Origin of the sequence: Motilibacter deserti, assembly GCF_011250635.1 — a bacterium.
GTDB lineage: Bacteria > Actinomycetota > Actinomycetes > Motilibacterales > Motilibacteraceae > Motilibacter_A > Motilibacter_A deserti.
The window spans coordinates 1-24,943 of sequence record NZ_JAANNP010000013.1 but is presented as its reverse complement, the minus strand read 5'-3'; the positions used below and the strand labels follow the sequence as shown (position 1 = coordinate 24,943).

Here is a 24,943-nt window from a genome sequence, read left to right as displayed (position 1 = left end):
TCACCCTGCGTTCGGGAAGCGTTCGCCCGTCGTCCGTCGCGCGACCGGCCGTGCCAGGGCCAGGCTGCCTGCATGGAGCCTCGGCCGACCGCCTCCCGTCCCGACCTCTCCGCGCTCGACCGGCGCGGCTTCCTGCGCGCATCGGCCGTCACGGCCGGCGCCCTCGCCGTCCCCGGCCTGCTGCCGGCGTCCGCGCCCCGCGCGTACGCCGCGCCGGCGCTCGTCCGGGCCGGGCGCCCCGTCGTCTCGCACGGGCTGCAGGCCGGCGACGTGACGGCGGACCAGGCGGTCGTCTGGGCGCGTGCCGACCGGCCCGCGCGCATGCTGGTCGAGGTGTCGCGGGACCCGTCCTTCCGCGACGCCGAGCTGCGCTACGGGCCCGTCGTGACGCCGGGCTCGGACCTGACCGCGAAGGTGCGGCTGCGCAAGCTGGCGGCGGGACGCCAGCACTACTACCGCGTCTCCTTCGCCGACCTCGACAACGCCGCGCTGCGCAGCGAGCCGGTCGTCGGGTCCTTCCGCACCGCGCCCACCGCCGCCCAGGACCTGCGCTTCCTGTGGTCCGGCGACATGGTCGGCCAGGGCTGGGGCATCAACCCCGACCTCGACGGCATGCGGCTCTTCGCGCAGATGCACAAGCTCGACCCCGACTTCTTCATCCACAGCGGCGACACCGTCTATGCCGACGGGCCGCTGCAGGAGTCGGTCGTGCTGCCGGACGGCCGCGTCTGGCGCAACGTGCTCATCGAGGAGAAGCTCAAGGTCGCCGAGACGCTCGACGAGTACCGCGGCCAGTACCGCTACAACATGATGGACACGAACGTTCGCGCGTTCTTCGCCGACGTGCCGCAGCTGAACTCGTGGGACGACCACGAGACCACGAACAACTGGTATCCCGGCGAGGTCCTCACCGACCCGCGCTACACCGAGCGCCGCGTCGACGTGCTCAACGCCCGCGCCCGCAAGGCGTGGTTCGAGTGGGTCCCGATCACGCCGCAGGGGCCCGACGGCATGGGCCGGGTCTACCGCAAGCAGGAGTACGGCCCGCTGCTCGACGTCTTCGTGCTCGACATGCGGACCTACCGCGACGCGAACACCCCCGGCCTGGACCCGGCCCCCGAGCACGGCATCCTCGGCAGGCAGCAGGCGCGCTGGCTCGAGCGTGAGCTCGCCCGCTCCACGGCCACGTGGAAGGTGATCGCCGCCGACATGCCGATCGGCGTCATCGTGCCCGACGGCCGCGACATCGAGGCGATCGCCAACCGGGACGGCGGGGTGCCGAAGGGACGCGAAGTCGAGATCGCCGAACTGCTCAGCGGCATCAAGCGGCGCGGCGTGAAGAACGTCGTCTGGGTCACGGCGGACGTGCACTACACCGCCGCCAACCACTACGACCCCGCGCGGGCCGTCTTCAAGGACTTCGACCCCTTCTGGGAGTTCGTCTCCGGGCCGCTCAACGCCGGGGCGTTCGGCCCCAACGCGATGGACGCGACGTTCGGCCCGAAGGTCGAGTTCTACTCTGCGCCCCCGGTGGTGAACGCCTCCCCGATGGAGGGCTACCAGTTCTTCGGCCAGGTCGACATCGACGCCGACAGCCGCGTGATGTCGGTGGCGCTCAAGGACCTCGAGGGCACGCGCCTGTGGGGCGTGGACCTGCAGCCGCAGTAGCCGCTCAGCGCCCGCGCCGGGCGTACGCCGCCAGCAGCTCGTGCCCGCTGCGCTCCAGGTCGAGCACCTCCTCGGCCGGCAGCTCGTCGGCCACGGGCTCGCCGGCGGCGACGTCGTACGCCGTCCGCAGCTCCAGCAGCCGCTGGGCCAGCTGCTCGACATCGGCCTGCTCGGGCTCGGGGCGCGCGGCCCGGTCGTACGCCGCGCGGCAGGTGGTGAGCGCGGCCTGCAGGCGCGGAGAGGCGTGCCGGTCGGCCAGGGCCAGCGTGCACACGATCGCGACCCCGGCGCCGAGGACCGTGTCGAGGAGCCGGTCGCGGACGAGCTCACCGGTGCCCGTGTGCCGCCCGATCTCCGTCAGCAGCAGCGAGAGCGGGGTGATGAAGAGCATCGCGAGCGCGTAGTTGCGGGCGACGTAGAGCTCGGCCAGCAGCTGCAGGGCGACGATCGAGGCCACCATCGCCGCGGCCCCCGGCTCGACCGCGAGCAGCAGCCCGGCCCCGAGGACGCCGACCGCCGTGCCGATCGAGCGTTGCACGCCGCGGGCCACCGCAGCGGCCGCGTGCGGCGCCTGCAGCGCGGCCACCGCCGCCACCGCCGCCCAGTACGTCTGCCCCAGCCCGACCGCGTGCGCGAGCAGCCCGGCGAGCGTGACGGCGACCAGGACCCGCAGGACGGCCGGCTCGAGCAGCGCGCTGGGCCGACGCAGCAGGGCGAGGAGCTGGCGGCGGCGCGACGGGGCGCCGGCCGCGGCGTACATCCCCTCGACCGACCAGCCCTCGAGCTCGGCGGCCTCGTCCGGGCGCGGCGTGAGGGCCGGCGCGTCCCCGCCCTGGCGCAGGGCGCGCGCCGCCTCGCGGATCGCGGACGCGCGCTCCGGCGCGGGCGGCTCGTGCAGCGCGGTCTCGGCGCGCGCCACGACGGGCCGCAGCCGGGCGGCCACCGCGTCGCCCCCGCGCCGTCGCGTCTCCAGCCGGCCCACGCGCTGCCATGCGTGCTGCACGGCGAGCGCGGCGCGGTGCCGCGCGCCGGGAGCGGGCGTGCCGGGGCCGGCCAGGGCGGCGACCGCGTCGAGGGCGCGCGCGACCGCCAGCCGCTCCGGCGCGTACGGGCGGGCCAGCCAGCCGGACATGCCGACGGCCCACGCGGCGGCCGCCGCGGCGGCGGTCAGCGCCGCGCGCTGCGGGACGTCCGCGAGCTCGCCGGGGATGGCCGCGCTCGCGGCGCCGGCGAAGGTGAGGAAGAGGGCGCCCGGGGGCCCGGTCCGCAGCGCCGCGCACAGCACGGTCCCGGCGGCCGCGAGGGCGCCGACGGTCACCGACGACAGCAGCACGCTCTCGGCGGCGCCGGCGGCGGACCCGATGGCGACGACGGCCACCAGGGCCGCTCCGACGACCGCGAGGACCCGGGCGCGGGCGGGGTAGGCCTCGTCACGGGCGTAGAGCCCGTTGAACGCGCCGAAGCCGGCCCAGGCCGCGAGGTCGAGGCGGTCGACAGCGAGCAGGACGACGAGCGGGACCGCGACGGCGACGGCCGCCCGCAGCGCCGGGGCCCAGACGGCGTCGACGGGGCGCAGCACGAGCAGCCCGCGCAGCGAGAGGCCCCGGGCGAGCAGGTCGAGCCGGCCCCTCACAGCCGCTCGACCACCAGCGCCGTGTGGGCGCCCAGCACCCGCGTGAGCACGACCGTCACCGACGGCCCGCGGCCGCGCTCGGGCAGCGACTTCAGGACCTGGGCGCGGAAGCTCTCCGGCACGACGGCGGTGCCGCGCTTCTTCACGACGACGTCGCCGGCACCGCGGGCGCGCAGCATCGCGGCCACCCGCCGCAGCGAGAACGGCGCCGACTCGTGGACGACGTACGCGGTCATCAGCCGCGTGGGCAGGTGCCGGTCGGCGCTGACGTAGGCGATCGTCGGGTCCAGCAGCCAGCCCTCGACCTCCTGGGCCGCCTCGGCGACCAGCCCCGCCCGGATCACCGCGCCGTCGGGCTCGTAGAGGAACGCCCCGGGCTCGCGGGCCGGGGGCGGGCTCGTCGCCGGCCCGGAGACGGAGGCGCCGGAGGGCAGCAGCGTCGCCGTGCGCGGCCAGGCGCCGGCCAGCGGGCCGAACCACACCGCCGCCTCCACGACGTCCCCGTCCACCGACACCCACTCCGCCTCGGCCCCGGCCGGCACCAGCGCGTGCTCGATCCCCGGGGCGACCTTCGCCACCGTCCGCGGGGTCTGCCCGGCCACGCGCCGGACGAACTCCCACGGCGGGGACCACTGCTGCGGGTCGTACCTGCGCCGCCCCTGCCCGCGCCGGGCCGGGTCGAGGTAGGCCGCGTCGCAGCCGTCGAGGCCGACCTGCGTCGCGTCGCCCTCGACCACGTCGACGAGGTGCGCGAGGCCGGCGGCGGCCGCGTTCGCGCGCGCGACGGCCGCCGTGACCGGGTCCCGCTCGACCGCCAGCACCTGCAGCCCGGCCCGGGCGAAGGCCAGCGAGTCCGCGCCGATCCCGCACCCGAGGTCCGCCACCCGCCGCGCGCCGCCGGCGGCCAGGCGTGCCGCCCGCCGCTCGGCCACCTCGCGCCGCGTCGCCTGCTCGAGCCCGTCGGCGGTGAGCAGCAGGCGCTCGGCGTCCGGCCCGAGCTTCGCGACGGCGCGCGCCCGCAGCCGGGCCTGCGTCATCGCCGCCGCCACCAGCGCCGGCTCGAAGCCCTGCCGCCGCAGCCGCTCGCCCATGGCGAGCGCCGCGGTGTCGTCGTACGCCGGCAGCTCGGCCAGCAGGGCACGTCCCCGCGGCGACATCAGGGCTTCGATGTCGGCGGGCTGCACGACAGGAGATGGTTGCAGCCCGCGACGACGGCCCCGTCGCAGGGTGATGTCGTGCGGCTCGCCGGTGGGGCGTCGGTGCCCTCCGCCAGAATGTGGGCAGCGCCGCGGCAGGGGGCCGTGGCCGACGGGGGGGAAGCGCGTTGCGCGGCACCAGCACCAGCACCAGCACCAGCTCACGACTGGCCCGGCTCACCCGGCTCGCGGCGGCGGCCGCGACCGCCGCACTGCTCACCACCGGCCTGCCGGAGCAGGCGTCCGCCGGGGTGGCCCGGGTCGGCCCACCGGCCGATGCCTTCGCGACCTGGGTGGACGCCGCCGGGACGGTCTGGGCGCAGCGGCTCGACGGCAGCGGGGCACCGCGGCGGCTGCTGGACAACGCCGGCCCGGGCACGCGGGCCCTGGTGAGCCGGGACGCCTCGCGCATCGTCCTGCTCCGGGCCGCGGAGGTGCTCGCGGCGCCGGCGGCCGGCGGCCCGGTCCGGCGCGTGCTCGACCGCAGCGTCGACGCCGCCGTGCTGTCCCCGGACGGCAGCACGCTCTACATCGCGGAGAACGCCGACCTGGGCCGCGACGGCGTCATCCGCGCGCTCGACCTCCGCACCGGCGCGATCCGCGCCGTCGTCGATCCGTCCTGGCCCGTCACCGATCTGGACATCAGCAGCGACGGGGCCCGGCTCGCCTACTCCTCGGGCGTCTCTCTGTACGCCGTCGGAGGCCTCTTCCGCGGGCAGGCCCGGGTGGTCGACCTCGCCACCGGCGCCGACACCCGGGTCGGCCCGCCGGAGGCCGACGTGGTGTCGGTCACCTTCGGGCCGGGGGACGGGGTCTGGCTCACGGCGATGCGCGGGGACGACGACTACTACACCCAGCCCTTCTCCTCGCCGCCCTACGCGCCCTACCCCAACGCGGGCGCGGCGCCGGAGGCCGCGGGCGAGCTCGTCGCGTTCGGCGGCGGCGACGGGATGGCCGTCGAGGAGGCGCACTTCGTCGCCGCGGCGGCCGCGGACGGTCGGCGAGCCGTTCCCGGGGACGTCGACTCGGTGGTCGTCGGGGGTGGCTCCGAGGGGGTCTACGCGCAGGTCGCCGGGGAGGACGACCTCGACGCCGACCTGATGCTGGCGCCGGCCGACGGCTCCGCGCCCGTGCCGCTGAGCGTCGACACGTCCTACGCCGCGATGACCGTCAACCACGGCCCGCTGCCGGCTCCGCTCGGGCTGCGCGCTTCCGTCGACGCGCTCTATCCGGCGAGCGAGGAGCCCCTGGCGGGCGACACCGCCCGGGTGCACGACGCCGGAAGCACGCTCTCGGTGTACTTCAAGGCCCCGCTGCGCGGGATCGGGTTCGCGAACGTGGTGCTGTCCCGCTGGCAGGACGGGCGGTGGCGGCGCGTGGGCACGCTCCCGGTGCTCGACGGCCAGGTGAGGATCAGGACGCGTGTGACGGGCTACACCACGCTGCGGCTGCAGGCGGGCAAGGAGCGCGCGGACCTGACGCTGGCCGTCCGCAACGTCGTGACGCTGACCGACCCCGTCGCCGGCGACCGGCCGCTGCTGCGCGGCACCGTGGTGGGTGCGCGCGGAGGACGCGTGCAGGTCCAGCGCCTGGTCCGGCCGGAGCAGGCCCGACCCGGTCGGCGGCCCGTGCCGGCGGTGTGGCGCACGGTCGCGACGGCGCCGGTGCGCAACGGGCGCTTCGCCCTCCGCGTCGATGCCGCCGGCCAGGCGTACTACCGGGTCGTCCGGCCCGCCGACACGACACATGACGCCGGTTTCAGCGAATCGGTCGTCCTGTGAGCGGAGGCCCTGGCGTCGACCCCGTGCGGAGCGCCCGGCTCGACCGGGGGCGGCGCGGCCCCGCCCTCGGGGCGGCGCTCGCCGCCGGCATAGCCGCAGCCGTGGTGGCGGGGCTCCTCCCGGCCGCGGCCACGGCTCGGGCGGCGGCCGAGCCGCCGGCCGACGGCTACATCGCGTACGAGGCGGACGGCAGCCTCTGGGCGATGCCGTTCCGCGACGACGCCCAGCCGACCGAGCTGCTGGCGAACGTCGGTGGGGGCACGTCGGTCGCTCTGAGCGCCGACGGCTCGACGCTGGCGGTCGCCGGCCCGGACGGGGTGCACGTCGCCACGGCGCGCACCGGCTCGGCCCGCACCGTCCTGCACGTCGGTGTCGCCGCCGCCGCGCTCTCCCCGGACGGCAGCCGGCTCTACTACGCCCGCAACGCCCCTCCCGAGCCGGAGCCGGACTACGACGACGGCTCGACGGCCGTCCCGCTGCCCGGCAGGCCGGCCCCGCCGGTGCCCATCCCGGTGCTCCCTCCGGCGCCGGAGGAGGACGAGCCCGAGACGGACGAGCTCTGGTCCCTCGACCTGGCGACGGGCAACGCCTCCCGGCTGCCGGTGCAGACCGGCCCGGTCCACGACATCGAGGTGTCGGCGGACGCCGCGACCCTGGGCCTCGTCGTCGGTGGCCAGGGCCGGTGGGCCGACAGCACCCGCGCCGCCCTGCTCACGCTCGACACCGGGCGGACCGAGCTCGTCGGCGGGTTCGACGCCCGCGACGTGACGTTCGACGTGAACGGCGGGCTGGTCGTGTCGTCGGGCAACCCGGACGCGGTGCAGACGGTCGACGGCTTCGACCTCTTCCCGCTCGTCACGGACCTGTCCCTCGCGCAGGGCACGCCGGAGGGCATCTATGCCACCGGCGGCGGCGAGCCCGAGCCGGAAGGCTCCTCGGCGCCGGAGCCGGGTGTCCGGCCGAGCGGGCCGTTGCAGCTGTGGCTGAAGCCGACGGGCGGCGGTGAGCCCGTCCGGGCCCTCGAGGAGCTCCCGCACACCGCGAGCGGCTTCGGCCTCGCCTTCGCGATCGGGCACGGCCCGCTCCCGGCGCCCTGGACCTTGCGTGCCCGGGTGGAGCGCGTCACGCTCGACGTGTACGGCCGGCTGGTGCTCGGGCAGCGCGCGCTCACCTCCGTCGGCGTCGACCTGGCGACGCCGGGCAGCTCGGACGGGCAGGTGCAGGTGCAGGAGCGCCGGCCCGCCGGATGGACGACCGTGGCGGACGTGCCGCTCGAGCGGGGCTACGCGACCGTCGAGCTGCCGTTGCGCGAGACGACCGTGCTCCGTGCGGTGGTGGCGGGGGTGGCGAGCAAGCCGCGCCGGGTGCGCGTGGCCTCCGCGGTCTTCCTCTCCGCGACCCGTGCCGGGAGCGACGTCCGGCTGCGCGGCTCCGTCCGCGGCCCCGACGGGGGCCGCGTGCTGGTGCAGCGCAGGGTCGGCACCCGGTGGACGCAGGTCGGCACCGCCGCCGTGCGCCGGGGCCGGTTCGCCACGTCAGCGCGCTTCGACGCGGCGGGCACCTGGCGGGTGGTCCGGCCCGCCACCCGCACCCTCGACGCGGGGACGAGCAGCGCCGTCCGCGTGTCCGCCGTGAGCTGAAGCGACGCGAGTCGGCGCCGCGGGGGAAGCCACAGCAGGGATGCCGGGTTGGCCCCAGGCGTACACGTGCTTCAACAGAGAAGGCGAGCATGACCGTCGAGACCTCCCAGCCAGCCGCGCAGAGCGGGACGTTCAGCATCGGCGGCGACCTGCCGGTCAACCGCCTCGGCTACGGCGCCATGCAGATCACCGGCGAGGGCATCTGGGGCGAGCCCCGCGACCGCGCCGAGGCCGCACGCGTCCTGCGCCGCGCGGTCGAGCTGGGCGTCACCTTCATCGACACGGCGGACTCCTACGGCCCGTTCGTGTCCGAGCAGATCATCCGCGAGGCGCTGCACCCGTACGCCGACGACGTCGTCATCGCCACCAAGGGCGGACTGACCCGCTCCGGCCCGGGCGACTGGCGGCCGGTGGGCCGCCCGGAGTACCTCCGCCAGCAGGCCGAGCTCTCGCTGCGCCACCTCGGCCTCGAGCGCATCGACCTCTACCAGCTGCACCGCATCGACCCGAAGGTGCCGCTCGAGGAGTCCCTCGGCGAGCTGGGGCTCCTGCAGCAGGAGGGCAAGATCCGGCACATCGGCCTGTCCGAGGTGTCGGTGGCGCAGATCGAGCAGGCCCGCAAGGTCGTCGACGTCGTGAGCGTGCAGAACCTCTACAACCTCGCGAACCGGCAGTCCGAGGAGGTCCTGGACTACGCCGAGCGCGAGGGCCTCGGCTTCATCCCGTGGTTCCCGATCGCGACCGGCCAGCTGGCGGCCCCCGGCGGCCCGCTCGACGCGGCGTCCAAGGAGCACGGCGCAACGCCCGCGCAGCTCGCGCTGGCGTGGCTGCTGCGCCGCTCGCCGGTCATGCTGCCGATCCCCGGCACCTCGCGGGTCGCCCACCTCGAGGAGAACCTCGCGGCCGGCGCGCTCGAGCTGACCGACGAGGAGTACGAGACGCTGACGAAGGCCGCCGGCTGACCGACGCTCGCATGATCAGTTGGCCGTGGCGGCTGCTGGAGCAGCCGGCACGGCCAACTGACTGACCACCCCTCCCGGCCGGGGCCGTCGTCAGTCCTCGGCGAGCTCCTGCGGCTCGGCCGGCTCGGAGTACGCCAGCGGCAGCGACTCCTCGAGCTCGCGGATGCGCGCGAAGGCCGGGAGCAGGGCGGCGTAGACCTCCGAGTAGAGCGGGCGCAGCGTGGCGTAGACCGACACGGCGGCCGGGTCGGGGGCGACGACCTCCTCGATCTCGATCAGCGCCTCGGCGGCGTCGACCGACTCCACGAGGCCGACCGCCTGCATGCCGAGCAGCGCGGCCCCGAAGCTCGAGCCTTCGTGGCCCTTGGCGAACGACACGGGCATGCCGAGCACGTCGGCGAGCGTCTGCCGCCACAGCCGGCTCGCGAAGACGCCGCCCGTCGCCCGCACCTCGTGGACCTCGTTGCCCGCGGCGCGCATCGAGTCCAGCACCAGCGCCAGCTGCTGGCAGATCCCCTCCAGCGTCGCGCGGACCAGGTGCGCCCGCCCGTGCGCACGGGTCAGCCCGACGTACGCCGCCGACGGCACCGACGTCCAGTGCGGCGCCCGCTCGCTGAGGAGGTACGGCAGCATCACGAGCCCGCCGCACCCGGGCGGGACCGAGGCGGCCAGGTCGAGGACCGGCTCGACGGGGGAGTCGCCGAGCTCGGGCGCCAGCTCCTCGAGCTCGGGGGCCATCGTGTCGCCCGCCCACCTGACCGCCACGCCGCCGTTGGTGATCGCCCCGCCGACCGCCCAACGGTCCTCGGTGAGCGCGTAGCAGAACACGCGCCCCTGCGGGTCCACCGACGGGCTCTCCACGACGACGCGCAGCGCGCCGCTGGTGCCGACCGAGCATGCGGCGACGCCCGGCTTGACCGCCCCGATGCCGAGGTTGGCGAGCGGGCCGTCGCCGCCGCCGACGACCAGCGGGACGTCGGCGGGCAGGCCGAGCTCGGCGGCGACCGCCGGCAGCGGGCGCAGCCCGGCGTACGTCGTCGCGACCAGCCGGGGGAGGCGCTCGGGCCCGACCCCGGCCAGCTCGAGCGCCTCGCGGTCCCAGCTGCGCGAGCGCAGGTTGAACAGCCCGGTCGCCGACGCCACCGAATGGTCCGTCACCCACTCGCCGGTCAGCGCGTGGACCACGACCTCCTTGATGCCGGCCCAGGTGGCCACCCGTGCGTGCAGCTCCGGGTCCTCCTCCCGGAACCACATGAGCTTGGTCAGCGGTGACATCGGGTGGGTGGGCGTGCCCGTGCGCAGCTGTAGCTCGAGCCCCTTGCCCGACGTGCGCAGCCGGTCGGCCTGCTTGTTGGCGCGGATGTCCGCCCACGTGATCGACGGCGTCAGGGCCACGCCGTCGGCGTCCACGCCCACCAGGCTGTGCAGCGCGGAGCTGAAGCTCACGGCCCGGACCACGGCGCCCGGCGGGAGCTCCGCCGTGACCGCGCGGATCGCCCGCAGCGCCGCCGCAGTGATCTCGGCGGGGTCCTGCACGGCCTCGCCCGGGGACGGCTCGAGCAGCGGGTAGCCCGCCGAGGACGAGGCATGCTCCTGCCCGTGCACGTCGAACGCGACGACCTTCGTGGCCGTGGTGCCGAGATCGACGCCGAGGACGACGTCGATGACCCCTGCACTCGCGTTCAGGATCCCGGGTTCTGCTGTCACCGCTCCTCCTCCTGGCCGTCGCCGGACCAGCCCGCGTGGAAGCTGCCCGGCCGGTCGACGCGGCGGTAGGTGTGGGCGCCGAAGAGGTCGCGCTGGCCCTGGATCAGCGCGGCCGGCAGCCGGTCGGCGCGCAGCGCGTCGTAGTAGGCGAGGGCGCTGGAGAAGCCGGGGACGGGCACGCCGGACGCGGTCGCGAGCGACACGACGCGGCGCCACGCCTCCTGCCCGTCCACGAGCGCCTGGGTGAAGTACGCGTCGAAGAGCAGGCTGGGCAGCTCGCGCTCCCGGTCGTACGCCTCGCGGATGCGGTCGAGGAACCGTGCCCGGATGATGCAGCCGCCGCGCCAGATGGTCGCCACCGCGCCGCGGTCGATGTCCCACCCGTAGCGCTCGTTCGCCGACCGCATCATGTCGAAGCCCTGGGCGTAGGCGACGAGCTTGGAGGCGTAGAGCGCCTTGCGCACGTCTTCGACGAACGCGTCGCGGTCGTCGACGTGCGGGCGGCCCGCCGGGCCGGGGAGCAGGCCGCGGGCGCGCTCGCGCTGCCCGCTGTGGCTCGACACCCCGCGGGCGAAGACGGCTTCAGCAATTCCCGAGACGGGCACGCCGAGCTCGAGGGCGGTCTGCACCGTCCACAAGCCCGTGCCCTTCTGCTCGGCCTCGTCGACGACGACGTCGACGAACGGGCGTCCGGTGGCCCCGTCGACGTGTCGCAGCACCCGGACCGTGATCTCGATGAGGAAGGACTCCAGGTCCCCCGAGTTCCACGTCTCGAAGACGTCGGCGAGCTGGGCAGGCGTCTCGTCGAGGGCCGAGCGGAGCAGGTCGTACGCCTCCGCGATGAGCTGCATGTCGGCGTACTCGATGCCGTTGTGCACCATCTTGACGAAGTGGCCGGCGCCGTCGGGCCCGATGTAGGTGCAGCACGGCGTGCCGCCGACCTGGGCCGCGATGGCCTCGAGCATCGGCGCGAGGGCCTGGTAGGCCTCCCGGTCGCCGCCCGGCATGATGCTCGGCCCGTTGAGCGCGCCCTCCTCGCCGCCGGACACGCCGACGCCGAAGAACCGGATGCCCTTCTCCTTGAGCGCTGCCTCCCGGCGGCGCGTGTCGGCGAAGTGGGCGTTGCCGCCGTCGATCACGATGTCGCCGGGCTCGAGCACGCCCGCCAGGTCGTCGATCACCGCGTCGGTCGCCGGCCCGGCCTTGACCATCACGAGCACCCGGCGCGGGCGCTCGAGCACCGCGGCCAGCTCCTCCAGCGACGACACCGGCACGAACGTGCCCTCGTCCCCGTGCTGGGCGACGAGCGCGTCGACCCGCTCCTGCGTGCGGTTGTGCAGCGCGACGGAGAACCCGTGGCGGGCGAGGTTGCGGGCCAGGTTGTGCCCCATGGTGGCGAGGCCGGTGACCCCGATCTGGGCGGACGGCTGCGGGCTCACGACAGGCTCCATTCGACGGTGGATGGTGCTCGGGGAGGCGACGGCCGGAGGCTGTGCGGCCGGCGCCGGCGCCGCCAAGATCACACCACAGCCGGGGCCAATTCGTTAAGTCCTCCCGACGAATTCGAGGGGCCGGTCATAGGACCAGGCTGAGCAGCAGGATGACCACCAGGGCGACCGTCGAGATCACGCACTCCAGGAACGACCACGTCTTGAACGTCTGCCCCACGGTCATGCCGAAGTACTCCTTGATGAGCCAGAAGCCGGCGTCGTTGACGTGGGACAGGAAGAGCGAGCCGGCGCCGACCGCGAGCGCGAGCAGCGCGGCATGGGTGTCGCTGAGGTCCGCGGCCAGCGGGGCGACGATCCCGGCCGCCGTGATCGTCGCGACCGTCGCCGAGCCGGTCGCCAGGCGGATGAGCACCGCGATCAGCCAGCCGGTGACGAGCGGCGAGAGCGAGGTGTCCTCGGCCGCCCTGGCCACGACGTCGGCCACCCCCGAGTCGACCAGGGTCTGCTTGAAGCCGCCGCCCGCGCCGACGATGAGCAGGATGCTCGCGATCCCGGTGAAGGAGGAGTCGACGGCGCGCGAGAGCGTCGAGCGGTCCCGCCCGATGGTGACCCCGAGCGTGACCAGCGCGACGAGGGCGGTCGCGAGGAGCGCGACGAGCGGGCTGCCGATGAACTCCAGCGACGTCCGCAGCCGGGTGTCCTCGTCGAGCACCGACTCGGCCAGCGTGCGCCCGAGCATGAGCACGACCGGCAGCAGGATCGTGAAGAGCGTGACGCCGAAGCTCGGCCGCCGGCCGGGGGCGGGCTCGGCGGCGTCCTCCGCGGTGACGGTGCTCCCGGCCTCGCGGGCCGCGCCTGCGCCCGTGACACCCGCAGCACCGGTGCCACCCCCGCCGCTGGGGCCGCTGGAGCCGCTGGAGCCGCCCGGCGTCGCCGCGGGGTTGCCGGAGATGTCGCGCGGGGTGACCAGGTCGTCCTCGCCGCGCCCGCCGCGGGCCAGCGCCGTCTCGCGCTCGCGGGTGGGGCGCGTACCGGCGCCGGCGGCCCCCGCGAGCGCCGGCGGCGGCGGGAGCTGGACCCAGCGCTCCATGACGGGGACGAGCAGCGGGCCGGAGACGATCAGCGTCGGCACGGCGACGAGCAGCCCGAGGCCGAGGGTGAGGCCGAGGTTGGCGTCGAGGGCGTCGATGGCGATCAGCGGCCCCGGGTGCGGGGGCACGAGCCCGTGCAGGACGGAGAGGCCCGCGATCGCCGGCATGCCGACCCGGATGAGCGACTGCTGGGCGCGCCGGGCGACCAGCATCACGACCGGGATGATGAGGACGACGCCGACCTCGAAGAAGAGCGGGATGCCGATCACGAACGCGATCAGCGCCATCGCCCACGGCAGCCGCGCCGTGCTCGTGCGGGCCAGGATCGTGTCGACGATCTCGTCGGCCCCGCCGCTGTCGGTGAGCAGCTTGCCGATGATCGCGCCGAGGGCGATGAGCACGCCCACGCCGGACACGGTCGACCCCAGCCCGGAGGTGAAGCTGGCGAACGTGTCGGCGAACGGGATGCCGGCGGCCAGGGCCAGCACCCCGGAGCCCAGGGTCAGCGAGAGGAACGGGTGCAGCTTCACCACGGTGATCAGCACCACGATCACCGCGATGCCGACCAGGGCGGCGATTACGAGGCGGCTGTCGCTCGCCGACGTCTGCACGTCGCCGTCCGCCGCGAGCAGCTGCGTCTGCTGTACGGCCGCGCCGAGCGCTGCTGGAACCATGGCGTGCACTCCCGTTCGCCGGACCGAGGGCCGGAGCGGCCCACGGGTTGCTACCCCGGAGCCCGCGCGGATCACGCCGTCGGCCTACTTCTGGCACTCGCCTTGACCGAGTGCCAGGCAGCCTCCTAGTCTTCGTGTTGGCACTCTCCTGGTGAGTGTGCCAGCGAGCGACGAGGCCCGACCCCCGCGACGGCGTGCCGACTCGCCCGCCCCCCAACGCAGTGCGTTCAGAGCACAGTGCAGATCCGTGCAGGACGTCTCTCACGATCCGGGAGGTCGCAGACGTGACGACGACCGCTTCCAAGGTCACCATCAAGCCGCTCGAGGACCGCATCCTCGTCCAGGCGCTCGAGGCGGAGCAGACGACGGCCTCCGGCCTCGTCATCCCCGACACCGCCAAGGAGAAGCCGCAGGAGGGCACTGTCCTCGCGGTGGGCCCGGGCCGCTTCGACGAGGACGGCGCCAAGCGCGTGCCGCTCGACGTCAAGGTCGGTGACGTGGTCATCTACAGCAAGTACGGCGGCACCGAGGTCAAGTACAACAACGAGGAGTACCTCATCCTCTCCGCTCGCGACATCCTCGCGATCGTCGAGAAGTAAGGCTCCCCCTCTCGTCTGCGGCGATCGAGCGTTCCTGCTCGGTCGCCGCAGTCGGTTCGGGCCTCGCCCCGGGACCTCGTCGGGCTCCTCGTCCGGCCCCGGCCCGGCCCGCCTGCCACACCTGCCGGCCCCGTCGCGGGCCGGCCGCCCTGTTGTGACGTGTACGGAAAGGATGGCCGGATGGCCGCCAAGCTCCTGCAGTTCGAGGATGACGCGCGTCGCGCGCTCGAGCGCGGCGTCAACGCGCTCGCGGACGCGGTGAAGGTGACGCTCGGCCCGAAGGGCCGCAACGTCGTCATCGACAAGAAGTGGGGCGCCCCCACCATCACCAACGACGGCGTGACCATCGCCCGCGAGGTCGAGCTCGAGGACGCGTACGAGAACCTCGGCGCCCAGCTCGCCAAGGAGGTCGCGACCAAGACCAACGACGTCGCCGGTGACGGCACGACGACCGCGACCGTCCTCGCCCAGGCGCTCGTGCGCGAGGGCCTGCGCAACGTCGCCGCCGGTGCCACCCCGTCGGGCCTCAACCGCGGCATGCGCACGGCCGTCGAGGCCGTCAACGCGCGCCTGCTCGACGTCGCGCGCGAGGTCTCCGGCAAGGAGGAGGTCGCGAGCGTCGCGGCTGTCTCCGCGCAGAGCCCCGAGATCGGCGCGATCATCGCCGAGGCGATCGACAAGGTCGGCAAGGACGGTGTCATCACCGTCGAGGAGTCCCAGACCTTCGGCACCGAGCTCGAGTTCACCGAGGGCATGCAGTTCGACAAGGGCTACATCTCCCCGTACTTCGTGACGGACGCCGAGCGCCAGGAGGCCGTCCTCGAGGACGCCTACATCCTGATCAACCAGGGCAAGGTCAGCGCCGTCTCCGAGGTGCTCCCGCTCCTGGAGAAGGTCGTCCAGGCCGGCAAGCCCCTGCTGATCATCGCCGAGGACGTCGAGGGCGAGGCGCTCTCCACGCTCGTCGTCAACAAGATCCGCGGCACCTTCACCTCCGTCGCCGTCAAGGCGCCGGGCTTCGGTGACCGCCGCAAGGCCATGCTCGAGGACATCGCCGTGCTCACCGGCGGCCAGGTCGTGGCCGCCGAGGTCGGCCTCAAGCTCGACCAGGTCGGGCTCGAGGTGCTCGGCCGCGCCCGGCGCGTGACCGTCACCAAGGACGAGACGACGATCGTCGACGGCGCCGGCGAGGCGTCCGCCGTGTCCGACCGCGTCCGCCAGCTGCGCGCCGAGATCGAGGCGACCGACTCCGACTGGGACCGCGAGAAGCTGCAGGAGCGGGTCGCCAAGCTCGCCGGCGGCGTCTGCGTCATCCGGGTCGGCGCGGCCACCGAGGTCGAGCTCAAGGAGCGCAAGCACCGCATCGAGGACGCCGTCTCGGCGACCCGCGCGGCCGTCGAGGAGGGCATCGTCGCCGGCGGCGGCTCGGCCCTCGTCCACGCCTCCACCGCGGTCGACGCGCTCGAGCTCGAGGGCGACGAGGCCGTCGGCGCCTCCATCGTGCGCCGCGCGGCCGTCGAGCCGCTGCGCTGGATCGCCGAGAACGCGGGCCTCGAGGGCTACGTCGCGGTCGAGAAGGTGCGCGGTCTCGAGGTCGGCAGCGGCCTCAACGCCGCGACCGGCGACTACGGCGACCTCATCGGCGCCGGCATCATCGACCCGGTCAAGGTGACGCGCTCCGCGCTGACCAACGCCGCGTCGATCGCCAGCATGATCCTCACCACGGAGACCCTCGTCGTGGAGAAGAAGGAGGAGGAGGCTCCCGCGGCTGCGGCGGGCCACGGTCACGGCCACAGCCACTGACCCCTCCTCGTCCGCAAGGACGGACCAGAGCACACCTGGACGTCCCCGGCCCGGTCGGGCGCCTCTGCGGAGGCGCCCGGCCGGGCCTGCGGTGTCTCCGGGGTGAACGCGAGCCTGAGGAGAGCCGAAGAATCCGCTACAGGCCTGCGACGTATTCGCCGAATCAGGGATCACAGGTAGCCTGGCGGGCGTTGTCCCGCGACGTGGTGAGACGAGCGGTCGGAGGCAACCAGCGGATGCGTAGGGCACGAGCAGCGGGTGGCACGGGGACGATGACGGGAGGCCGGCCGGTGGGTCGCGACGCCTACGGGCTGCCAGCTCGGCAGGCCCGGCGCGCGCTGCCGCAGGTGTCCCTGGCCGTCGGCCTGGCCGCCTCGGTGGCGGCGACGCTCGCACTGGCCGTCCCTGGGCCGGCGGCGGCATCCGCCCTGCCCGCGGCTCCCGCACCCGCCCCGACCGCCGGCGGCGGCCTCGGTGACGTGACGGGCGGAGTGCCGGTCGACGACACCGCGCCGAAGCCCAGCGCGACCGCGTCGCCGAGCGCCACCCCGAAGCCGGCAGCGACCCCGAAGCCGGGCGCGAGCCCGCAGGCGAGCGCCTCCGCGAAGCCGGGTGCGACGCCGAGCGCGGGCGCGACGCCGAGCCCCGGTGCCACGGCCACGCCCGGCGCGACCGCGTCGCCCGGTGCGACCCCGACCCCGGCCGCCACCCCCGCCGTCCCGGTGCTCTCGCCGGAGCAGGCGGCCGAGCTGGCCCGAGAGGTCAACGAGGGGACCGTGTCGCTGGAGACGGCGACGGCCCGGCTCGCCGAGCTGCTCAAGGAGGCGCGACGCGCGCTCGAGGCGCACGCCGCGGCGAAGAAGACCGCGTCGGACGCCCGCGCGGACGACGCGGACGCCCGCAAGAAGCTCGCCGCCGCCCAGAAGGCTGCGGACGGCGCGCAGACCGAGCTCAACCGCTTCGCCGCCGACGCCTACCGGGCCGGGCCCCTCGGCACCCGCGGCTCCGGGCTGGGCGCGCTGCTGAGCGCCGACAACCCCAGCGACTTCCTGCGCGGCGCCGCGGACATCGACGTGCTCGCCGATGCCCAGGCCGCCTCGCTCGACGCACTGCAGGACGCGATCGAGGGCGAGAAGCTCGCCGCGAAGAAGGCCGACGCGACGGCGAAGACCGCCGCCGAGACGGCGGCCACCGAGAAGGCCGCCAAGGCGAAGGCCGACGAGCTCGTCGCCCGCCAGCGGACGGTGGTCTCGGCGCTGCAGGCCAAGCTGCTCTCGACCGGCACGACGGACCAGCTCGCCCAGGCGCTCTCGGTCGCCGAGCAGCGCCGGCGCACCGCCGCCCTGCAGAAGGCCCAGGCCATCGCGTCCGGGCAGGCGGTCCTGCCCGACGCGGGCGCCGTCGGCTGCACGGGCGAGGACGTGTCCGGCTACCCCAACGGCCAGCTGCCGCTGACCGCGCTCTGCTCGATCTGGGGCGCGCCGGGCCACCTGCTGCGGGCCGACGCCGCAGCCGCGTTCTCGGCGATGAGCAAGGCCTACGCCGCGGTCTTCGGGTCGCCGATCTGCATGACCGACTCCTACCGCAACCGGGCGATGCAGGAGGACCTGTACGTCCGCAAGCCCACGCTCGCCGCCATCCCCGGCACGTCCAACCACGGGTGGGGCGTGGCGGTGGACCTCTGCGACGGCGTCGAGAACTTCGGGACGCCGCAGCACGAGTGGCTCGTGCTCAACGCGGCGACCTACGGGTGGTACCACCCGGCGTGGGCCGAGGCCTCGGGCAGCCGCCCGGAGCCGTGGCACTGGGAGTACGGCGGCTGAGCCCGCCCCGGCGACGACCTACGGACGGCCGCCGCACCTGCGAGGGTGCGGCGGCCGTCCTGCTTCCTGCGTGCGCTGCTCGGGCAGCGGCGCGGGACGGTGGGCCGGGCGGGTCAGGCGACGGCGGAGTCCGCGGGACGGCCCTGGGCCGGCAGCCCATGGCCCGCCGCCGCGTACACCGCCTCCCGCTCGTCCTCCGACATCCCGCCCCAGACCCCGTAGGGCTCGCGGACCGCGAGCGCATGCCGGGCGCACTGGGCGATGACCGGGCACGCGGCGCAGACGGCCTTGGCCGCCGCCTCCCGTGCCCGTCGCCGCGGACCGCGCTCGCCGTCGGGGTGGAAGAACACGTCGGGGTCGGTGCGACGGCACGCTCCGGACAGCTGCCAGTCCCACAGATCGGCGTTGGGACCGGGTAGCCGGGACAGCTCGGCCATGGCAGGGCCTTCCTGAAGTCGTTGGTACTCGTATACCGCTTCACAAGTGGTTCAACCCTCGTCGTCGAGGCTACTTCAGCACCTCCCGGTGGCGCTCCCTCCCGACCCGGTGGACGATTCCGACCATGAGGCCGACGAGTGGCGACTTCGAGGGGGCGCAGAGCGTGCAGAACGCCCCGGAGCCGGCGCTCACCGTGGCCGCCGTCGCGCGGCGGCTGGGCGTCGCGCCGGCGACCCTGCGCACCTGGGACCGGAGGTACGGGCTCGGGCCCTCCTCGCACACGGCCGGGGCGCACCGGCGCTACACCGCGGCGGACCTCGCGCGGCTGACGCTGATGCGGCGCCTGACGCTCGAGGGCGTCTCGCCCGCGGAGGCCGCCGCCATCGCGCTGGCACGCGCGGGCGAGGCCCAGCCCCACGCGCCGGAGCCCGAGCGCCCGCACCCGCTGCCTGCCGAGGTCACCCGGTTGCGGACGGCGGGCTCCGGCGTCCCCACCGCCGCCCTTCCCACGTCCGCTGCCACGCCGGGCGGCGGGCGCGTGCTCGCCATTCCCGGCGGCAGCGCGGCCTCCCGCGGCCTCGCCCGTGCGGCGATGGCGCTCGACGCCCACGTCTGCCGCGAGATCCTGCGGGCGAGCCTGCAGGCCCGTGGAGTGGTCTCGACCTGGGACGGCCTGCTCTCCCCGGTGCTCGCGGGCATCGGTGCCCGCTGGGCCGAGACGGGCGAGGGCGTCGAGGTCGAGCACCTGCTCAGCGAGGTCGTGATGGGGGCGCTGCGGGCCTACCCCGAGTCCGTCACGACGCCGGTGAACGGGCGCCCGGTGCTGCTCGCCTGCAGTGAGCACGACCAGCACTCGCTGCCGCTGCACGTGCTGGCGGCGGCGCTGGCCGAGCGCTCGGTCGCCACCCGGCTGCTCGGGGCGCAGGTCCCGGCGCGGGCGCTGTCCGACGCCGTACGCCGCACCGGCCCGGTCGCCGTCTTCCTCTGGGCCTCGCTGCCCGTCCACGCCGACCCCGCCATGCTCGCCGGCCTGCCGGTGCAGCGGCCCTCGGCCGTCACCCTGCTCGGCGGGCCCGGCTGGGCCGGGCGCCCGTACCCGCCCAGCGCCGAGCTCGTCGGCTCGCTGTCCGGCGCCGTCGAGGCCGTGCTCGGCGCGGTCACGGCGCAGCGGGCCTGACGCGCGGCACCTCCGAGGGCGTTCGCCGCGCCCGGGCGTCGCTCCGCCGCTCGGGCAGCGCCTGCCTCCTGCGGGCCGTCGCGCGGTCCGGCCTCCGGCGGCCCGGGCCGGCTGCGGCCCCCGTGCTGGGCACCAGGGTCGAACTTGACGGGCCCAAGGGCCCGAAGGGCTCCACTGACGGGTGACATCTGCCGAAAGCTCTCTTGGCGGGAGGCACGAGAGCCCTCGCCGCGCAGCCCAGCAGGGCGGCGCTGGTCGAGAGAAGGGGACGTCGATGCCGACCGTCATGGTGTGCGACGACTCGCCGCTGGCCCGCGAGGCGCTCCGGCGCGGGGTCGCGTCCGTGCCGGGGATCGAGCGTGTCGTGGTCGCGGGCTCGGGCGAGGAAGCGCTCGCCCGCTGGTCCCGGGAGCGTCCGGACCTGGTCCTCATCGACGTCCGCATGCCGGGGCTGGGCGGGATCGAGGCCGCGCGGCGCATCCTCGCCGCCGACCCGACCGCCAGCGTGATCATGCTGACGATGGCCGAGGACGTCGACGGGGTGGCGCGCGCCGTCGCCTCCGGTGTCCGGGGCTACCTGGTCAAGGACGCCTCCCGTGAGGAGGTCGCGGCGACCGTGGCCTCCGCGCTCAGCGACGCCGCCACCCGGCGCGCGCCCGCGGCCGGCAAGCCGGTCGACGCCGACCTGCCGTCGCTCACCGAGCGCGAGCTGCAGGTCCTCGACGGCATGAGCCGTGGCCGCAGCAACGCCGAGATCGGGCGCGAGCTCTACCTGTCCGAGGACACGGTCAAGACCCACGCCCGCCGGCTGTTCCGCAAGCTCGGCGCGGCCGACCGTGCGCACGCCGTCGCGCTCGGCTTCCGCAAGGGGATCGTGCACTAGCCCGGGGAGTCCCGCGTACGACAACGGGACGTGCCTGCCGTCCACGGGGGAGACGGCGGGCACGTCCCGTCGTCGTTCCGGGCTTCAGCGCGCGGCTACGATGGCAGTCAGCCGCGCCGGCACCCCGGCGGTCTCCGCCAGCTTGCGTCGCGTGCCCCCGACCGGTGACCGCTCCCTTGGAGGCGCGATGGGCCAGCCCGTTCCCGACGAGACGACGCTGGGCCTGCCCGCCCGGTTCGCGGCCGTCGGCCTCACCTACGACGACGTCCTGCTCCTTCCCGCGTCCTCGGACGTGGTGCCGGCCGAGGTCGACACGAGCTCCCGCCTGACGCGAGGCATCACGGTGCGCCTGCCGCTGGTGTCCAGCGCGATGGACACCGTGACCGAGGCGCGCATGGCGATCGCGATGGCCCGCCAGGGCGGCATCGGCGTGCTGCACCGCAACCTCCCGGCCGAGGAGCAGGCCCAGCAGGTCGACCTGGTCAAGCGCAGCGAGGCCGGCATGGTCGCCCAGCCGGTCTGCATCGGGCCCGACGCGACGCTCGTCGAGGTCGACGAGGTGTGCAACCGGTTCCGCATCTCCGGGCTCCCGGTGGTCGACGCCGCCGGCCTGCTCGTCGGCATCGTGACCAACCGCGACATGGCCTTCGAGCGCGACCGCACGCGCCTGGTGCGCGACGTGATGACGAAGGCCCCGCTCGTGACGGCGCCCGTCGGCGTGACCCACGACGAGGCGCTCGAGCTGCTGCGCCAGCACAAGATCGAGAAGCTGCCGATCGTCGACGCCGCCGGCAAGCTGCGCGGGCTGATCACGGTCAAGGACTTCGTCAAGAGCGAGCAGCACCCGTTCGCGACCAAGGACGACCGCGGCCGGCTCCGCGTCGGTGCCGCGGTGGGCGTCGGTGACGACGCGTTCGTCCGGGCCGGGCTGCTCGTCGAGGCCGGCGTGGACGTCCTCGTCGTCGACACGGCCCACGGGCACTCCCGCGCCGTGCTGGACATGGTCGCCAAGTGCAAGGCCAACTTCCGCGTCGAGGTCATCGGCGGCAACATCGCGACCCGCGCCGGCGCGCAGGCGCTCATCGACGCCGGTGCCGACGCGGTCAAGGTCGGGGTCGGCCCGGGCTCGATCTGCACGACGCGCGTGGTGGCCGGGGTCGGGGTCCCGCAGATCACCGCGATCTACGAGGCCAGCCTCGCCGCCGGGCCGGCGGGCGTCCCGGTGATCGGCGACGGCGGCCTGCAATACAGCGGGGACATCGCCAAGGCCCTCGTCGCCGGCGCCGACACGGTCATGCTCGGCGGCCTGCTCGCCGGCTGCGCCGAGAGCCCGGGCGAGATCGTCTTCATCCAGGGCAAGCAGTTCAAGAGCTACCGCGGGATGGGCTCGCTCGGCGCCATGGAGTCGCGCGGCAAGTCCGGCGGGCGGGCCTACAGCCGCGACCGCTACGCCCAGGACGACGTGCTCTCCGACGACAAGCTCGTGCCCGAGGGCATCGAGGGCCAGGTGCCCTACCGTGGGCCGCTGTCCGCGGTCGCGCACCAGCTCGTCGGCGGGCTGCGCGCCTCGATGGGCTACGCGGGGGCGGGGACGGTGGCCGAGCTCAAGGAGCGCGGCCAGCTGATCCGCATCACCCCCGCCGGCCTGCGCGAGAGCCACCCGCACGACGTCCAGATGGTCGTCGAGGCGCCGAACTACACGACATCACGGTGACGGCCCTGCCGACGCCGGTCCCCGGAGAAGAGGACTGCAGTTGACCGAGGTCGAGATCGGGCGGGGCAAGCGCGGCAAGGTCGGCTACCCGTTCGACGACATCGCCATCGTCCCGAGCCGCCGCACCCGTGACCCCGAAGAGGTCTCGGTCGCGTGGCAGATCGACGCCTACCGCTTCGAGATGCCGGTGATGGCTGCGCCGATGGACTCGGTCATGTCCCCGGACACGGCCTGCACCGTCGGGCGGCTCGGCGGCCTCGGCGTGCTCGACCTCGAGGGGCTCTGGACGCGCTACGCCGACCCGGAGCCGATCTTCGAGCAGATCGCCGCGCTGCCGGAGGAGGAGGCGAACCGGCGGATGCAGGAGCTCTACTCCGAGCCCATCAAGCCGGACCTCGTGGCCGAGCGCATTGCCCAGATGCGGGCATCGGGCAGCACGGTCGCCGCCTCGCTGTCGCCGCAGCGCACCCAGCAGCTGTGGAAGACCGTGGTCGACGCGGGCGTGGACATCTTCGTCATCCGCGGGACGACGGTCTCGGCCGAGCACGTCTCCGGGCGGGCCGAGCCGCTCAACCTCAAGCAGTTCATCTACGAGCTCGACGTCCCGGTCGTCGTGGGCGGCTGCGCGACCTACCAGGCGGCGCTGCACCTGATGCGTACGGGCGCGGCGGGCGTGCTGGTCGGGTTCGGCGGCGGCGCGGCCCACACGACGCGCTCGGTCCTCGGCGTCGCGGTGCCGATGGCGAGCGCAGTGGCCGACGTCGCCGCGGCGCGCCGGGACTACATGGACGAGTCGGGCGGCCGCTACGTGCACGTCATCGCCGACGGCGGCGTCGGGCGCAGCGGCGACCTCGCCAAGGCGATCGCGTGCGGCGCGGACGCGGTCATGATGGGCAGCCCGCTCGCGCGCGCCACGCAGGCTCCGGGCCGCGGGTGGCACTGGGGCTCGGAGGCCTCGCACGCCGAGCTCCCGCGCGGGCGCCGCCAGCACGTCGGCACCGTCGGTTCGCTCGAGGAGATCCTGCTCGGCCCGTCGAGCACCTCCGACGGCTCGCTGAACTTCATCGGTGCGCTGCGCCGGGCGATGGCGACGACCGGCTACTCCGACCTCAAGGAGTTCCAGCGGGTCGAGGTCGCGGTCGCGCCGTACTCCCGCGGCTGATTGCCTGCACGATCCGGGCACCTCGCGCGTTGTCAGAATGTGTTCGTACAAACGCGTGGGGTCGAAAGGTTCCGTCGGGTAAATTTCTTGCCCTCTGACGGTCACGGGGGTCTCGTCAGGGTCGACGGTCGAGCGCCAGCGGCCCCGCGCCGGGCGGCGCCGGCCATCGGACAGGCAGGGCCCCGTCGGGCCGGGGATGCGTCGTCGGGGCCCTGCCTACCCGAGCCTCTCCCTCGCGTACGCCGCCTCGGCGCGGCGGCGCTGGTGACGCTCGTCGCGGCGACCGGCTGCAGCACGGGCTCCGGCGGCGCGCAGCCGGCGGCAACCCCGCCCTCCGTGCCGGCGAGCGCGTCCGCAGAGGCGGGAGCCTCCGCCGAGCTGACGGCGGCGCCCACGGACAGCCCCTCGGACACCCCCTCCGCGCCGACCGCCCCGCCGTCCACCGCCTCCCCGGGCGTGTCGCCCGCCCCGACCGGGTCGCCCTCCCTGACCGCGCCCCCGAGCGCCCCGCCGGCCCCGGCCCGGGTCGCGCCCGACGCGATGTTCGCGACGGTGCAGCGGCTGCAGTCCTTCGGACCGCGCGAGGCGACGGGCGGGGCGTTCCGGCGGGCCGCGGCGTACGTCCAGGGCCGGCTCGAGGACGACGGCTGGCAGGTCGCGCGGCAGGGGCTCTCCGTGCCGGCCGGCGTGTCGTGGGGCGTCCCGGTCGACGCGGGGGAGACGTTCAACCTGGTCGCCACCCGGCCGGGCTTCGACCCCGAGCAACCGCACGTCGTCGTCGGCGCGCACCTGGACACCGTCCCGCAGTCGCCCGGCGCCGAGGACAACGGCTCGGGCGTCGCCGTGCTGCTCGAGCTCGCCCGGCTCGCCGCCGCGGAGCCGCCGGCGGTCCCGGTGATGCTGGTGGTCTACGGCGCCGAGGAGCCGCGCGGGCCCGGGGACTCGCGCCACCACTACGGCTCGCGGGTGCAGGTGGACCGGATGCCGGCGGCGCAGCGCGACGCGGTGCGGGCCATGCTCGCGCTCGACCGGGTGGGGGTGGGCTCGGTCGTGCCGGTGTGCGACGGCGGGCTGGCCGGCGGCGTCGTGGCGCGGCAGCTGCTGCGGGCGGCCGAGCGAGCCGACGTCCCGACGACGTCCTGCGGGCAGAACCGCTCCTCGGACCACTGGTCGTTCGAGAAGGCCGACATCCCGGCGGCGCGGCTCGGCAGCACCTCGTGGGCGGGCTACCACTCGGCGGACGACACGACGCGCTACATCCGGGCGGGCCAGCTCGGCCGCTCCGCGCGAATCGCCTGGGAGTGGCTCAGCGGCCTGCGTTGAACGGCGCCCCGCTCTCCTCCCACACCGGCGCGAGCACGTCGCGGGCGGCGGCGCCGCGCACGGCCTGCGGGCGGAAGCGCGAGTCCATGCGGTAGGGGACGAGGTCGGCGGCCTTGACGTCCTCACCCCAGAACGTGAGTTCCAGGAACGCGCCTTCCATCGTCTCCCGCGAGAAGTCCATGTCGAAGACGAAGTTGCCCAGCGAGTGGGCGATCAGC

At 75.1% G+C, this 24,943-nt stretch carries 18 protein-coding genes and 1 pseudogene; 12 read left to right on the top strand and 7 right to left on the bottom strand.

The annotated features are described in order from the left end of the window. Nucleotides 1–72 precede the first annotated feature (72 nt). The gene (locus G9H71_RS14240) at nt 73–1,668 is read left to right on the top strand and encodes an alkaline phosphatase D family protein (protein ID WP_166282959.1); all 1,596 of its coding nucleotides are present in this window, start codon (nt 73–75) and stop codon (nt 1,666–1,668) included. A gap of 4 nt (nt 1,669–1,672) precedes the next feature. Here the strand turns inward: G9H71_RS14240 and G9H71_RS25145 are convergent, their stop codons facing one another. Further along, the gene (locus G9H71_RS25145; RefSeq protein WP_166282957.1) at nt 1,673–3,301 is read right to left on the bottom strand and encodes an FUSC family protein; all 1,629 of its coding nucleotides are present in this window, start codon (nt 3,299–3,301) and stop codon (nt 1,673–1,675) included. Then, entirely contained in the window at nt 3,298–4,458 is a 1,161-nt protein-coding gene (locus G9H71_RS14230) for a class I SAM-dependent methyltransferase (RefSeq protein ID WP_166283015.1), read from the bottom strand. Before G9H71_RS14230 ends, G9H71_RS25145 begins: the two co-directional genes overlap by 4 nt. A 167-nt stretch (nt 4,459–4,625) precedes the next feature. On the opposite strand from G9H71_RS14230, the gene G9H71_RS14225 reads away from it, so the two are divergent. The 3 genes from G9H71_RS14225 to G9H71_RS14215 all read left to right on the top strand — a co-directional run bounded on the left by G9H71_RS14225 (nt 4,626) and on the right by G9H71_RS14215 (nt 8,880). Continuing rightward, nucleotides 4,626–6,278, top strand: coding sequence for a hypothetical protein (locus G9H71_RS14225; protein WP_166282955.1), 1,653 nt, complete (start codon nt 4,626–4,628; stop codon nt 6,276–6,278). After that, nucleotides 6,275–7,918 carry a TolB-like translocation protein gene (locus tag G9H71_RS14220; protein ID WP_166282953.1) on the top strand — a complete coding sequence of 548 codons (1,644 nt, stop codon included), beginning with the start codon at nt 6,275–6,277 and terminating at the stop codon, nt 7,916–7,918. The genes G9H71_RS14225 and G9H71_RS14220 overlap by 4 nt, the downstream gene beginning before the upstream one ends. Before the next feature lie 89 nt (nt 7,919–8,007). Next, nucleotides 8,008–8,880 (top strand): aldo/keto reductase, encoded by an 873-nt coding sequence (locus G9H71_RS14215; RefSeq protein WP_166282951.1) that lies wholly within the window; start codon nt 8,008–8,010, stop codon nt 8,878–8,880. Nucleotides 8,881–8,970: 90 nt separating this feature from the next. Here the strand turns inward: G9H71_RS14215 and G9H71_RS14210 are convergent, their stop codons facing one another. From G9H71_RS14210 to G9H71_RS14200, 3 genes are all read right to left on the bottom strand, one after another. Then, nucleotides 8,971–10,587: a gluconokinase gene (locus G9H71_RS14210; protein ID WP_331273003.1), complete on the bottom strand. Its 1,617-nt coding sequence runs from the start codon at nt 10,585–10,587 to the stop codon at nt 8,971–8,973. Beyond that, entirely contained in the window at nt 10,584–12,026 is a 1,443-nt protein-coding gene (gndA, locus tag G9H71_RS14205; protein ID WP_331273002.1) for an NADP-dependent phosphogluconate dehydrogenase, read from the bottom strand. Before gndA ends, G9H71_RS14210 begins: the two co-directional genes overlap by 4 nt. 136 nt (nt 12,027–12,162) lie before the next feature. Then, nucleotides 12,163–13,803, bottom strand: coding sequence for a GntP family permease (locus G9H71_RS14200; protein WP_166282947.1), 1,641 nt, complete (start codon nt 13,801–13,803; stop codon nt 12,163–12,165). A gap of 284 nt (nt 13,804–14,087) precedes the next feature. Between G9H71_RS14200 and groES the strand changes: the two genes are divergently transcribed. From groES to G9H71_RS24585, 3 genes are all read left to right on the top strand, one after another. Next, a complete protein-coding gene (groES, locus tag G9H71_RS14195; RefSeq protein WP_166166520.1) occupies nt 14,088–14,402 on the top strand; it encodes a co-chaperone GroES in 315 nt (104 codons plus the stop codon). Between the two features lie 180 nt (nt 14,403–14,582). Beyond that, nucleotides 14,583–16,205: a chaperonin GroEL gene (gene groL / locus G9H71_RS14190; RefSeq protein ID WP_166282945.1), complete on the top strand. Its 1,623-nt coding sequence runs from the start codon at nt 14,583–14,585 to the stop codon at nt 16,203–16,205. A 290-nt stretch (nt 16,206–16,495) separates the two neighbouring features. Next, nucleotides 16,496–18,028, top strand: a complete 1,533-nt coding sequence (locus G9H71_RS24585) for a D-alanyl-D-alanine carboxypeptidase family protein (RefSeq protein ID WP_331273001.1) — start codon at nt 16,496–16,498, stop codon at nt 18,026–18,028. A 113-nt stretch (nt 18,029–18,141) separates the two neighbouring features. Here G9H71_RS24585 and G9H71_RS14180 read toward each other — a convergent pair whose 3' ends face one another. Next, nucleotides 18,142–18,465, bottom strand: coding sequence for a WhiB family transcriptional regulator (locus G9H71_RS14180; protein ID WP_166282943.1), 324 nt, complete (start codon nt 18,463–18,465; stop codon nt 18,142–18,144). Nucleotides 18,466–18,590: 125 nt separating this feature from the next. On the opposite strand from G9H71_RS14180, the gene G9H71_RS23840 reads away from it, so the two are divergent. From G9H71_RS23840 to G9H71_RS14155, 5 genes are all read left to right on the top strand, one after another. Next, nucleotides 18,591–19,643: a MerR family transcriptional regulator gene (locus G9H71_RS23840; RefSeq protein WP_231134832.1), complete on the top strand. Its 1,053-nt coding sequence runs from the start codon at nt 18,591–18,593 to the stop codon at nt 19,641–19,643. Between the two features lie 274 nt (nt 19,644–19,917). Beyond that, entirely contained in the window at nt 19,918–20,526 is a 609-nt protein-coding gene (locus G9H71_RS14170; RefSeq protein ID WP_166282941.1) for a response regulator transcription factor, read from the top strand. Nucleotides 20,527–20,713: 187 nt separating this feature from the next. After that, nucleotides 20,714–22,240: an IMP dehydrogenase gene (gene guaB, locus G9H71_RS14165; protein WP_196792104.1), complete on the top strand. Its 1,527-nt coding sequence runs from the start codon at nt 20,714–20,716 to the stop codon at nt 22,238–22,240. Between the two features lie 40 nt (nt 22,241–22,280). After that, nucleotides 22,281–23,402 carry a GuaB3 family IMP dehydrogenase-related protein gene (locus G9H71_RS14160; protein ID WP_166282937.1) on the top strand — a complete coding sequence of 374 codons (1,122 nt, stop codon included), beginning with the start codon at nt 22,281–22,283 and terminating at the stop codon, nt 23,400–23,402. 264 nt (nt 23,403–23,666) lie between these two features. Continuing rightward, on the top strand, nt 23,667–24,725 hold the full coding sequence (locus G9H71_RS14155; RefSeq protein ID WP_331273000.1) for a M28 family peptidase: 1,059 nt from the start codon (nt 23,667–23,669) through the stop codon (nt 24,723–24,725). Here G9H71_RS14155 and G9H71_RS14150 read toward each other — a convergent pair. Further along, nucleotides 24,709–24,943: pseudogene (locus tag G9H71_RS14150) on the bottom strand (hypothetical protein); the annotation flags it as partial. The gene G9H71_RS14155 and the pseudogene G9H71_RS14150 overlap by 17 nt on opposite strands.